The sequence below is a fragment of the Streptomyces sp. NPDC090083 genome (assembly GCF_044747445.1).
Classification (GTDB): domain Bacteria; phylum Actinomycetota; class Actinomycetes; order Streptomycetales; family Streptomycetaceae; genus Streptomyces.
Genome location: NZ_JBIVED010000001.1, coordinates 1,335,165 through 1,348,401, shown reverse-complemented (window position 1 = coordinate 1,348,401; position 13,237 = coordinate 1,335,165). Strand labels below are relative to the sequence as shown.

Annotated in this window: 7 protein-coding genes; 6 read left to right on the top strand and 1 reads right to left on the bottom strand. The window is 69.0% G+C overall.

Annotated features, from left to right (window positions below; translation table 11 throughout):
* The first annotated feature begins 13 nt into the window (after positions 1-13).
* The 4 genes from ACIPTO_RS05465 to ACIPTO_RS05450 all read left to right on the top strand — a co-directional run bounded on the left by ACIPTO_RS05465 (position 14) and on the right by ACIPTO_RS05450 (position 7,847).
* Positions 14-1,711: an aminotransferase class III-fold pyridoxal phosphate-dependent enzyme gene (locus ACIPTO_RS05465; protein ID WP_401189586.1), complete on the top strand. Its 1,698-nt coding sequence runs from the start codon at positions 14-16 to the stop codon at positions 1,709-1,711.
* A gap of 262 nt (positions 1,712-1,973) precedes the next feature.
* Complete coding sequence (locus ACIPTO_RS05460; protein WP_401189585.1) at positions 1,974-4,343, top strand: IucA/IucC family protein; 2,370 nt, start codon at positions 1,974-1,976, stop codon at positions 4,341-4,343.
* A gap of 89 nt (positions 4,344-4,432) precedes the next feature.
* Positions 4,433-5,455 carry a GNAT family N-acetyltransferase gene (locus ACIPTO_RS05455; RefSeq protein WP_401189583.1) on the top strand — a complete coding sequence of 341 codons (1,023 nt, stop codon included), beginning with the start codon at positions 4,433-4,435 and terminating at the stop codon, positions 5,453-5,455.
* A 388-nt stretch (positions 5,456-5,843) separates the two neighbouring features.
* The gene (locus tag ACIPTO_RS05450) at positions 5,844-7,847 is read left to right on the top strand and encodes an ATP-dependent DNA helicase (RefSeq protein ID WP_401189581.1); all 2,004 of its coding nucleotides are present in this window, start codon (positions 5,844-5,846) and stop codon (positions 7,845-7,847) included.
* A 257-nt stretch (positions 7,848-8,104) separates the two neighbouring features.
* On the opposite strand, the gene lexA is transcribed toward ACIPTO_RS05450, so the two are convergent.
* A complete protein-coding gene (gene lexA, locus ACIPTO_RS05445) occupies positions 8,105-8,884 on the bottom strand; it encodes a transcriptional repressor LexA (RefSeq protein ID WP_026151025.1) in 780 nt (259 codons plus the stop codon).
* Positions 8,885-9,448: 564 nt separating this feature from the next.
* Here lexA and nrdR point away from each other — a divergent pair.
* Together nrdR and ACIPTO_RS05435 are read left to right on the top strand one after the other, a co-directional pair.
* Positions 9,449-10,000: a transcriptional regulator NrdR gene (nrdR, locus tag ACIPTO_RS05440; protein ID WP_366312615.1), complete on the top strand. Its 552-nt coding sequence runs from the start codon at positions 9,449-9,451 to the stop codon at positions 9,998-10,000.
* Positions 10,001-10,165: 165 nt separating this feature from the next.
* Entirely contained in the window at positions 10,166-13,069 is a 2,904-nt protein-coding gene (locus ACIPTO_RS05435) for a vitamin B12-dependent ribonucleotide reductase (RefSeq protein ID WP_401189579.1), read from the top strand.
* The last annotated feature ends 168 nt before the right edge of the window (positions 13,070-13,237 follow it).

Here is a 13,237-nt window from a genome sequence, read left to right as displayed (position 1 = left end):
GGGCCGTGAGCTGATGCTGGGCGGCTTCGCGGGCGCCTCAGGTGGCGAGTTGGTGGATGAGGGGTCCGGGATTGCCTCGGGCGCTGAGGCCGCGCGTGACGGGTACGGCGCCGCCCCGAGCCGTGTGTCGGTGGGTGAGGAGTGCGGAGGCGCGCAGGGGCGTGAGGTGACGCGGGATGCGTACGGGAACGTTCCGCACCGTGAGCCGGTGCGTGACGGATACGAGGGGATTCTGCGGCGGCACGCGGTGCGTGACGCGGCGGCGCGGACTTACGCGCGGGCCCTTCCCATCGTGCCGGTACGGGCGCGGGGCCTGACCGTCGAGGGCGCGGACGGTCGCCGCTACCTGGACTGCGTTTCGGGCGGCGGCGCCTTGGTCCTCGGACACAACCACCCCGTGGTCCTGGAAGCGATCCGCGGCGTTCTCGACTCGGGCGCTCCGCTGCACGCCAACGACCTCGCCACCCCCGTCAGGGACGCCTTCGTCACCGAGCTGTTCCGTACCCTGCCGCCCGGACTCGCCGACCACGCACGCGTGCGGTTCTGCGGGCCTGCCGGTACCGACGCGGTCGAGGCCGCTCTCCACCTTGTCCGGGTCGCTACCGGCCGCACCGAAATCCTCGCTTTCGTCGGCGGTCGACAAGGGGTGACCACCGTCGCGCGTCCGGCGTCCGGAGAAGCCTTCGACTCCCGCGCGGGATGCCTGCCCGCGCCGCAGTGCCACTGCAGCTCGCCCGATACCGACGGTGAGCGCAGCGATGAACTGGGTCTCCGCTGGGCGGAGTTACCGCTCGACGCCCCCAAGTCCGGGGTACCGAAACCCGCAGGGGTCCTCCTTGAACCGGTCTTGGGCGACGGAGTGATCCCGGCCCCCGACGACTGGATGCGGCGCATCCGGCACACCACCGCCGCCCACTCCATCCCCCTGATCGTCGACGAGACCGAGACGGGAGTCGGCCGAACCGGTGCCTTCTGGGCCGTCCAGCACAGTGGCGTCACGCCAGACGTGATGGTCCTCTCCAAAGCCATCGGCGGGAGCTTGCCCCTGTCCGTGATCGTCCACCGCGACGACTTCGACATCCACCAACCGGACCTCCACGCAGGCGAGTTCCGCGGCAACCAACTCGCCATGGCCGCCGGCACCGCGACCCTCACGTACGTCCGCGAGAACGACCTCGCCGGTCGCGCGGCCGAGATCGGTACGCGCACGCTGAGCCAACTTCGTCGGCTGGCAGCGGAGTTCGCGTGCGTGGGGGACGTGCGTGGGCGGGGGCTGATGATCGAGGTCGAGTTCGTGGGCGAGGAGGGGGCGGGAACGGCGGTCGGCGGTGACGGTGCCTTTGCTGTCCAGGGGGCTGTGACGGAGCGCCAAGGCGGCTTTCCTGATCGGGCAGTTGAGTCGCAGCGCACTATCTCCTCGGCCCCGGCCCGCGCCGCCGAACTCGCCGCAACAGTCCAACAGGCGTGCTTGCGCCGTGGCCTCATCGTCGAACTCACCGGCCACCACGCAAACGTCGTACGACTCCTCCCACCTCTCACGATCAGCGACGAGCAGGCGGCCGCTGTCCTCGACCGGCTCTACGACGCGGTGGAGGCCGTCGCCGGCGGTCAGGCCGAGGGCAGCCGGAGCGGCATCGGCGGTATCGGAGACATCGGCGGTGGCAGTGGGCGCATTGGGCGCACTCACCGTCGTTCTGAGTGGGCTGGATAAGGCGAAGTGGGCGGTCCGGTCGGCGCGTTCGTGTGCGCAGACGCGCGTGTGAATCGACTGGTCGGTACCCGTGCGTCGACTCGCCACCGCCGGTACCTCGACCGATGCGTCAAAGCGACCGCCCTGGAGAGCGCAGCGCCCCCAGACATCGACTCGGCCGATTTTCAGGACGAGTTACTGAACGCAGGCTCAACACTCGCCAGAACACCGGGACTCGACCCCACACGCTTCCCACTCCGAAACACCCTCCCGAGGAACAGACTTGAACCCCACACCCACCCACGACGGCAACTCCCACGAGGCCAACCCTCACCACCCTCAGACCCTGACGGGGATGTCGGCGGCGTCGCCGGAGTCCGTTCCCCGGCAACAGCCCCGCAGCCCGGAAGTCGGGCAGCCACGTAACTCATCGGCAGAGCAACCGCACTGCACAACCGGTGACTTCCTGGAGCATCCCGACCCCCACACCGCCGCCCAGGCCGCAGCCGTCGAGAACCTCCTGCGCTGCTGGGTACGCGAAACGAACCACCCCGCCCCCACCAACGGCACCCTCCACATCCCCCTCCCCTCCAGCGGCACAGCCCTCCTCACTCGGGTCCACTACTGGTCCCCGACGGGCTGGCACCGCTTCGGCCTTCCCTACCTGTCCACTGCTCCCTACGGCGCTCCGCCGGTCGACGCGGTGACCGTCGCGGCGTTGCTCGCCAGGGAGACGGTTGCGCGCGGCGACGGCTTCGAGGCGGGGTCCGGTGTGGGGCACGGTGCCTTTGATGGAGACGCGTCGCAGCGGGTTGGCCACGTCGTTGAGAGTGCTCACGTATCGGCAAATCTCAGTGCCAGGGCGCTCGTTGACGAAGTGACACCAACACCAACACCAACGCCAACAGCAACAGCAACAGCAACAGCAACATCAACAGTGCCAACGCCTTCGACATCGGCAGGAGCACCGGTACCGAACACAGGGACCGACCTGGTGGCCCGCGTCGCCGACTCCGTCCACCGCACCGTCACCTTCATCACCGAACGCCGCGCCCACCCCGCCGACGACCCCGACCACTTCCTCTCCGCCGAACAGGCTCTCGTCCTCGGCCACCCTCTGCACCCGACCCCGAAGAGCCGAGAGGGCCTCTCCGACGCCGAAACCCGCCTGTACTCACCGGAGTTGCGCGGCTCGTTCCCGCTGCACTGGCTCGCTGTCGCCCCATCCGTACTCGCCACCGACTCGGCTTGGACCGAACGCGGCCGTCCTGTCCCCGCCGCCCATCTCACGGCCCGAATCGCCGGCCCCGAACTGCCTCTGCCGGAGGGCCACGCAGCCCTTCCCCTGCATCCCTGGCAGTGGCGCGAGATCCAACACCGAGCCGATGTCTCCGCCCTGCTCGACGCCGGTCTGCTCCAGGACCTCGGCACCCATGGCGCCCCGTGGCACCCCACCTCCTCCGTACGAACCGTCCATCGTTCCGGCGCCCCCGCCATGCTCAAACTGTCGCTGGGCCTCCGCATCACCAACTCCCGTCGTGAGAACCTCCGCAAAGAACTCCACCGCGGCGTCGAGGTCCACCGCCTGCTGCGCACGGGCCTCTCCCAGCAGTGGCGAGCAGCTCACCCAGGCTTCGACATCGTCCGCGACCCGGCGTGGCTGGCGGTCGACGCGTTGCCCGCGTCAGTTGCGTCAGTTGCGTCAGTTGCGTCAGTCACGTCAGTCACGTCAGCCGCGTTGGACGAGCGCGACGCCGACTCGGGGGAGCCCGGCGCGAGCGCAGGTACCCACGGGTTCGGCCTGGGCCATGGCGGCTCGAACCGCGCCGGCCATGCCGAGCACCATTCCCGTGTGCCCTTGGCGGGCCTCGACGTGGTGATCCGGCACAACCCGTTCAGCCCGTCCGACGACGTGTCCTGCGTCGCCGGGTTCGTGTCACCTCGGCCGTACGCCGGGGGAAGCGACGCCGACGCCGCCGAGGGACCGGTACCGACTCCGCACACCGGCCACCCCACGTCCGACGCACCGCTGTTGCGGTCCCGTCTGGCCGAGGTCATCACGGGCCTCGCCGCGCGGACCGGCCGACCGCGTGGTGCGGTCGCCGCCGAGTGGTTCCTGCGCTACCTGGAGCAGGTCGTACGTCCCGTGCTGTGGCTGGACAGTGAGGCGGGCATCGCGCTGGAGGCGCACCAGCAGAACACGCTGCTCCTGCTGGACGGCGAAGGTTGGCCCGTAGGCGGCCGCTACCGCGACAACCAGGGTTACTACTTCCGCGAATCCCGACGCGCCGAACTCGACGCCCGACTGCCCGGCATCGGCGAACACAGCGACACCTTCGTCTCCGACGAGGTCACTGACGAACGCTTCGCGTACTACCTCGCGATCAACAACGTCCTCGGCCTCATCGGGGCGTTCGGCTCACAACGCCTCGCCGACGAGCGGCTGTTGCTCTCCTGCTTCCGCCGCTTCCTCGTCGACGTGGCGACTGGTCCCGCCCGCCTCCGCACATCGTTGCCGGCCCACCTCCTCGACTCACCCGTCCTGCGCTGCAAGGCCAACCTCCTGACCCGGATGCACGGCCTAGACGAACTCATCGGCCCGGTCGACACCCAGTCCGTCTACGTCACCATCTCGAACCCGCTCTGTTCCTAGCCTCGGTCGTCACGAACCAATACGGACCGTCCAACTTCTCCCGCCCCTAAGGAACATGACCCACCCCAACTCCTGAGAGGAGCGTCACCATGCCTCCCACCGACGCGAGCGCCGGCTCCGCGACCGTCCCCTGCTCTTCCTCAGGCACTAGCCCGAGCGCGAGCGCAGTGGAGAACGCAGTGGCAAGTGCGAGAGACAGCGTGAGCGCCAACCAGAGTCCAAGCGCGGACTGTGAAGACACCCTCGACCTCCGCCTGCCCGAGGAGTTCTTCGCACTCCGCGCCGAGGCAGACGGGGTCGGCGCGACTGTCCGAGAGACGCCTGTGTACGAGGCCGCTGCCCACGCCGAGACAGACCATCACGCAGGGGCCCCGGGCAAGGCCACCGCCGCCCCGGCCAAGGCCGTCCCCACCCCCGATTACGATGCCCCGTCCACCCTCGATGCGGCGCCACCCACTTCCGACGCCTCACCCCACCCCGACAGCTCGCCCCACCCCTACCTCTCGCCCCGCACCCCCGCCTCGCACACCCCACCCGCCGCCGACCTCCTAGACCGCATCTACGACTGGGGCCCAACCCCCACCCCCGCAGGCTCCTTCCACCTCCTCCCCGTCCACGTCGAACGCGACCTCACCCTGATCAGCCGGTGGATGAACGACCCTGCAGTCGCGGAGTTCTGGGAGCTGTCCGGCCCGGAAGCCCTGACCGAGGAGCACCTGCGCGCCCAACTCGCCGGCGACGGACGCAGCGTCCCGTGCCTCGGGGTACTGGACGGCACCCCTATGAGCTACTGGGAGATCTACCGGGCGGACCTCGATCCACTGGCCCGTCACTACCCCTGCCGACTCCACGACACGGGCATCCACCTCCTCATCGGCAGCCTTACCGACCGAGGGCGAGGGCTGGGCGGCACCCTGGTCCGGGCCGTCGCCGACCTCGTACTCGACAAGCGCCCCGATTGCACCCGCGTCATTGCGGAACCCGACATTCGCAACATCCCCTCCGTAGCCGCATTTCTGGGTGCCGGTTTTCGCTTCTCCGCCGAGGTGGACCTACCCGACAAACGGGCCGCCCTCATGGTCCGAGACCGTTCCCTGCGCGATCTGCTGTAACGCCATGTGTCGACGCTGTCACTTTTGGTGCGCCGGTCGGCCCGATCCGGTTCCCACTTCCTCGCATCGGATTCCGACCGGCGCGGCCCGGCCGTGATGCCCGCATGGCCATCGGCCCGCCCCACCGAAGCCCTCCCGCAGCCCACCGAAGCTCTCCGCCGCCCTACGGAAGCTCTCCGCTCCACCGCACGCCGAGCGGGCCCCCACCCGAACCGAACCGACCACCAACCTGACCCCCACCCATCCCACTCCGCCCCCCATCCACCCCAACCCGATCCGCACCCGAACAAAACCCGCCCCACCCCGAAGGCCCCACCCCCCCGCTCCGCCCCGTCCCTCCAGCCGTGATCGCCCGGTTGTCAGTCCTGCCCCGTAGGGTGGTCGCGCTATGACGAAGCCCTCACTCCCCGAACTCCTGCATGCTGCCGTCACTGCCGTCGGCGGTTCGGAGCGCCCCGGCCAGGTGACCATGGCCGAAGCCGTCGCGGAGGCGATCGACGACGGTTCCCATCTGCTGGTCCAGGCAGGCACCGGCACCGGAAAGTCGCTCGGCTACCTCGTGCCCGCGCTCGCGCACGGGGAGCGTGTGGTCGTCGCGACCGCCACCCTCGCGCTCCAGCGCCAGCTGGTGGAGCGCGACCTGCCCCGCACGGTCGACGCACTGCACCCCTTGCTGCGCCGCCGCCCCCAGTACGCGATGCTCAAGGGCAGGTCGAACTACCTGTGCCTGCACCGCCTCCACGAGGGCATGCCCCAGGACGAGGAGGAGGGCCTCTTCGACCAGTTCGAGGCGGCCGCCCCCACCAGCAAGCTGGGCCAGGACCTCCTGCGGCTGCGCGACTGGACGGACGAGACCGAGACCGGCGACCGGGACGACCTGACGCCCGGAGTGTCCGACCGGGCGTGGGCGCAGGTGTCGGTGTCCTCCCGGGAGTGCCTCGGCGCCCAGAAGTGTGCCTACGGAGCGGAGTGTTTCGCCGAGATGGCCCGCGAGCGGGCCAAGCTCGCCGAGGTCGTCGTCACCAATCACGCGCTGCTCGCGATCGACGCCATCGAAGGAGCTCCCGTCCTCCCGCAGCACGAGGTGCTGATCGTCGACGAGGCGCACGAACTGGTCTCCCGGGTCACCGGGGTGGCCACCGGCGAGCTGACCCCCGGCCAGGTCAACCGCGCGGTGCGCCGCGCCGCGAAACTCGCGAACGAGAAGGCCGCCGACCAGCTCCAGACCGCCGCCGAGGGCTTCGAGCGGCTGATGGAGCTCGCCCTGCCGGGCCGCCTGGAGGAGATCCCGGAGGACCTCGGTTACGCCCTCATGGCGCTGCGCGACGCCTGCCGTACGGTCATCTCCGCGATCGGCGCCACCCGTGACAAGTCCGTGCAGGACGAGGACGCCGTCCGCAAGCAGGCGCTGGCCTCCGTGGAGAGCGTGCACGACGTGGCGGAGCGGATCACCAACGGCTCCGAGTGGGACGTCGTCTGGTACGAACGCCACGACCGCTTCGGCGCCTCCCTGCGCGTCGCCCCCATGTCCGTGTCGGGCCTCCTCAGGGAGAAGCTCTTCGCGGACCGCTCGGTGACCCTGACCTCCGCGACCCTCAAGCTCGGCGGCGACTTCAACGGAGTGGGCGCCTCCCTTGGGCTCGCCCCCGAGGGCACGGCAGGGGACGATCTGCCGCAGTGGAAGGGCGTCGACGTGGGCTCGCCCTTCGACTACCCGAGGCAGGGCATCCTGTACGTCGCCAAGCACCTCGCACGCCCCGCGCGGGACGGCGATCGGGCGGACATGCTGGACGAGTTGACCGAGCTGATCCAGGCGGCCGGCGGTCGCACCCTGGGCCTCTTCTCCTCGATGCGGGGCGCTCAACTCGCCGCCGAGGAACTGCGCTCCCGCATCCCGGAGTACCCGATCCTGCTCCAGGGCGAGGAAACGCTCGGCGAGCTGATCAAGAACTTCGCGGCCGACCCGAAGACCTGCCTCTTCGGCACGCTGTCGCTCTGGCAGGGCGTCGACGTGCCCGGAGCGAGCTGTCAGCTGGTGGTGATGGACAAGATCCCGTTCCCGCGCCCGGACGACCCGCTGATGAGCGCCCGCCAGAAGGCGGTCGAGGACGCCGGAGGCAACGGCTTCATGGCGGTGGCCGCCACACACGCGGCGCTTCTCATGGCGCAGGGAGCGGGCCGTCTCGTCCGCGCGTCGGGTGACCGGGGTGTGGTCGCCGTCCTCGACCAGCGGCTGGCGACGGCTCGCTACGGCAGCTATCTCAAGGCGTCGCTGCCCGACTTCTGGTACACCACGGACCGTAACCAGGCCCGGAGGTCGCTCGCCGCGATCGACGCCAAGGCGAAGCAGGAGGAGGCCGAATCGGCGCAGGAAACAGCCGAATCCGAGTGAGCGGGGAGGGGGTTGGCCCGGCGCCTGCCGGGCTGGCCCCACCGATGTCCGGGGACCGGACAGCGCAGGCCCCGGGGGCGTACGCAACACAGCACACCGGGGTGGACAGCGCAGGACACCGGGAGCGGACAGCACAGGACACCGGGGGCGGACAGCACAGGACACCGGGGGCGGACAGCACTGGACCCCGGAACCGGCGCAGGGGTCCCGGGGTCCGGTCAGGGGGCGAGGCCGATGGAGCCCGCCCGCCGCGGCCGTCACACGCGCCGCAGCACTGCCACCACCTTGCCGAGGATCGTCGCGTCGTCACCCGGGATCGGCTCGTACGCCGAGTTGTGCGGGAGGAGCCAGACGTGGCCGTCCTCGCGCTTGAAGCGCTTGACGGTGGCCTCGCCCTCCAGCATGGCGGCCACGATGTCGCCGTTCTCGGCGACCGGCTGGCGGCGCACCGTGACCCAGTCGCCGTCGCAGATCGCGGCCTCGATCATCGAGTCACCGACGACCTTCAGGACGAACAGCTCGCCGTCACCGACCAGTTGGCGGGGGAGGGGGAAGACGTCCTCGACCGACTCCTCGGCGAGGATCGGGCCACCGGCGGCGATCCGGCCCACCAGGGGGACGTACGACGCGGCGGGCTTGCCGGCGGTGTCCGTGGGCTGCACCGACGAGGACTGGTCGGAGCCGCGGACCTCGTACGCGCGCGGGCGGTGCGGGTCGCGGCGCAGGAAGCCCTTGCGCTCGAGTGCCATCAGCTGGTGTGCGACCGAGGACGTGCTGGACAGGCCCACGGCCTGGCCGATCTCGCGCATCGACGGCGGGTATCCGCGTCGCTGCACCGAGTCCCTGATGACCTCGATCACCCGGCGCTGCCGGTCCGTGAGCCCCGAGCTGTCCGCCCGGATACCGGGAGGTCGGCCCGGTAGAGAGCGCTTGTGTCCCTCGGGATTCGCGGCTTCGTTCATTGCATGCACCGGCTCGAGTCGGCCCTGGGAGCGATCCTGGGCAGTGATGGTGGCACTGTCTGCGGTGGTGGTCACGTCGGCCCCTCTCGATGGTCTCCCTGCTGGACAACGGTAGTTGCTTTCGAAAGGTTGCGCCAAACACACGTTCGAGTGAAAAAGTACAGTTAGCCTGTCGCGATCATGCGTCTGGGTGTATGGCTGGCGCGGCACCTGGCGGACAGAAGGGTTCATTGTCGTACTCTTCGCCGCCGGGGCGATGGCCTCGTGGGTTGTCGCCACAGTCTGCCACCCGGTGTCCCGGCAGTCGGGGGTCGGTCCCGTTCTGTGCGGGAGTCCCACGCCTCCTCCGTGCCGCGCTCACGGTATCTCCGTATGTGGCCTGGCGGTACGGCTGTGCGCCCCTGTGTTCGGGGTGACGGGACGGTCCTGTGGCACATGCCAATAAGGGGCGACACGCGCGTGTGGCGTGTTTGTGTGAGCCAATCACCACATCTAGTGGTTGGATTGCGGCAGCAGCCCAGAAGTTGTGGTCCCCCGGGTCTCCACAGTCTCGGCCATCGCCTATGCTGGGGGCTGCTTCGAGAGGCCCATGGGGTCTCACGAGGCTATTGAGTCTGCTGTGAGGGAGGGTTGGAGACCATGCACTGCCCCTTCTGCAGGCACCCCGACAGCCGTGTGGTCGACAGTCGGACGACCGACGACGGCACGTCGATCCGCCGGCGCCGCCAGTGCCCTGACTGCTCCCGTCGTTTCACGACCGTGGAGACGTGCTCGCTCATGGTGGTCAAGCGGTCCGGAGTCACCGAGCCTTTCAGTCGCACCAAGGTCATCAACGGGGTGCGCAAAGCATGCCAGGGACGGCCTGTCACCGAGGACGCACTCGCCCAGCTCGGCCAGCGGGTCGAAGAGGCGGTGCGGGCCACCGGAAGCGCCGAACTGACCACCCATGATGTCGGGCTGGCCATACTCGGCCCGTTGCAGGAGCTCGACCTCGTCGCCTATCTGCGATTCGCCTCCGTCTACAGGGCGTTCAACTCCCTTGAGGACTTCGAGGCCGCGATCGTGGAGCTGAGGGAAGCGACGCCAGGCCCCGCCGCGGACGACGAAGACGCGGTATCGGGGAGCCAGGAGGACGACGGCGGGAGCGGGGGGACCGTTCGGGTCCCCGTGCCCGTCCATACCGCCGACTGACCGGCGGGCCGGAACCGGGCGGAGACCCCGGGTCCGGCCGGGCCACGGCGTACCAGGACTTGTCGCGGAGCCATGAGCATGTGGGCTGCCGTGACACCAGACAAACACTCTGCCACGGGAACATCGTGGCATTTTCGGGCGTTTTCGCCTGTAGAGGGAGGCGGCATGACAGAGACGGCGAGTGGTCCGGCACGAGGTTCCCGCGCGAAGGGCACCAAGGCCACCAAGGGACTGCGCATCGAGCGTATTCACACCACCCCCGGCGTGCATCCGTACGACGAGGTGGAGTGGGAGCGCCGTGACGTCGTCATGACCAACTGGCGCGACGGCTCGGTCAATTTCGAGCAGCGTGGCGTCGAGTTCCCCGCCGAATGGGCGGTGAACGCGGTCAACATCGTCACCAGCAAGTACTTCCGCGGTGCCGTGGGCACCCCGCAGCGCGAGGTGAGCCTCAAGCAGCTCATCGACCGCATCGTGAAGACGTATCGGAAGGCCGGCGAGGACTACAAGTACTTCGCTTCGCCCGCTGACGCCGAGATCTTCGAGCACGAGCTGGCGTACGCCCTCCTGCACCAGGTCTTCAGCTTCAACAGCCCCGTCTGGTTCAACGTCGGGACCCCGCAGCCCCAGCAGGTCTCCGCCTGCTTCATCCTGTCCGTCGACGACTCCATGGAGTCGATCCTCGACTGGTACAAGGAAGAGGGCATGATCTTCAAGGGCGGTTCCGGCGCCGGCCTGAACCTCTCGCGCATCCGCTCCTCCAAGGAACTGCTCTCCTCCGGTGGCAACGCCTCGGGGCCGGTCTCCTTCATGCGCGGTGCCGACGCCTCCGCGGGCACCATCAAGTCCGGTGGCGCCACCCGCCGCGCGGCCAAGATGGTCATCCTGGACGTCGACCACCCCGACATCGAGGACTTCATCGAGACCAAGGTCAAGGAAGAGGAGAAGATCCGCGCCCTCCGCGACGCGGGCTTCGACATGGACCTGGGCGGCGACGACATCACGTCGGTGCAGTACCAGAACGCCAACAACTCGGTCCGTGTGAACGACACGTTCATGAAGGCCGTGGAGAACGGCGACAAGTTCGGCCTGACGTCCCGGATGACCGGCGAGGTCATCGAGGAGGTCGACGCCAAGCAGCTCTTCCGCAAGATGGCCGAGGCTGCCTGGGCGTGCGCCGACCCGGGCATCCAGTACGACGACACCATCAACCAGTGGCACACGTGCCCGGAGTCCGGCCGTATCAACGGCTCGAACCCGTGCAGCGAGTACATGCACCTGGACAACACGTCCTGCAACCTCGCCTCGCTGAACCTGATGAAGTTCCTCAAGGACGACGGCAAGGGCAACCAGTCCTTCCAGGTCGAGCGCTTCGCCAAGGTCGTCGAGCTCGTCATCACCGCGATGGACATCTCCATCTGCTTCGCGGACTTCCCGACGCAGAAGATCGGCGAGAACACGCGCGCGTTCCGCCAGCTCGGCATCGGCTACGCCAACCTTGGCGCCCTGCTGATGGCGACGGGCCACGCGTACGACTCCGACGGCGGCCGTGCCCTCGCCGGTGCCATCACCTCCCTGATGACCGGCACGTCGTACAAGCGCTCCGCCGAACTCGCCGCGGTCGTCGGCCCGTACGACGGCTACGCCCGCAACGAGCAGCCGCACCTGCGCGTCATGAAGCAGCACTCCGACGCCAACACCGCCGCCACGCGCATGGACGACCTGGACACCCCGATCTGGGCCGCGGCCACGGAGGCCTGGCAGGACACGCTGCGTCTCGGCGAGAAGAACGGTTTCCGTAACTCGCAGGCGTCCGTCATCGCCCCGACCGGCACCATCGGTCTCGCGATGTCCTGCGACACCACCGGACTTGAGCCCGACCTCGCCCTGGTCAAGTTCAAGAAGCTGGTCGGCGGCGGCTCGATGCAGATCGTCAACGGCACGGTCCCGCAGGCCCTGCGCCGCCTGGGCTACCAGGAGGAGCAGATCGAGGCGATCGTCGCCCACATCGCCGACAACGGCAATGTGGTCGACGCCCCGGGCCTCAAGCCGGAGCACTACGAGGTCTTCGACTGCGCCATGGGCGAGCGTTCCATCTCCGCGATGGGCCACGTCCGCATGATGGCCGCCATCCAGCCCTGGATCTCCGGCGCGCTCTCCAAGACGGTCAACCTGCCGGAGACGGCGACCGTCGAGGACGTCGAAGAGGTCTACTTCGAGGCGTGGAAGCTGGGCGTCAAGGCGCTCGCGATCTACCGCGACAACTGCAAGGTCGGCCAGCCCCTCTCCGCGAAGACCAAGGAGAAGGAGAAGTCCGCGACCGACGCCGTCACGGCCAAGGCCGAGGACACCATCCGCACCGCGGTCGAGAAGGTCGTCGAGTACCGCCCCGTCCGCAAGCGTCTCCCCAAGGGCCGCCCGGGCATCACGACCTCCTTCACGGTCGGCGGCGCCGAGGGCTACATGACCGCCAACTCCTACCCGGACGACGGTCTCGGCGAGGTCTTCCTGAAGATGTCGAAGCAGGGCTCCACCCTCGCGGGCATGATGGACGCCTTCTCGATCGCCGTCTCCGTGGGCCTGCAGTACGGCGTTCCCCTGGAGACGTACGTCTCGAAGTTCACGAACATGCGCTTCGAGCCGGCCGGCATGACGGACGACCCGGACGTGCGGATGGCGCAGTCGATCGTCGACTACATCTTCCGCCGCCTGGCGCTCGACTTCCTGCCCTTCGAGACGCGCTCCGCGCTCGGCATCCACTCCGCCGACGAGCGTCAGCGCCACCTGGAGACCGGTTCGTACGAGCCGACGGAGGACGAGGTCGACGTCGAGGGCCTCGCCCAGTCGGCGCCGCGCGCCCAGGAGTTGAAGGCCGTGGCCGCGCCGCAGGCCGTCGCCGAGGCGGTCAAGCCCGCCCCGCAGCAGGCGCACACCAGCGCCGAGCTGGTGGAGATGCAGCTGGGCATCCAGGCCGACGCCCCGCTCTGCTTCTCCTGCGGCACGAAGATGCAGCGGGCCGGTTCCTGCTACATCTGCGAGGGGTGTGGCTCGACCAGCGGCTGCAGCTGATCAGAGGCACCTGCTTGAAGTGAACTAGCTGGTCAGGGCGGTGAAGCCGGTATCCGGGCTTCACCGCCCTCAGCATGTCCTGACCCCGGGCGAATCAGGTTTCCCACCGGAACGATCAGCGGTTAATCTCCCTCGACGCGCATAGCGTGCGCACAGGGGAGGGTGGGG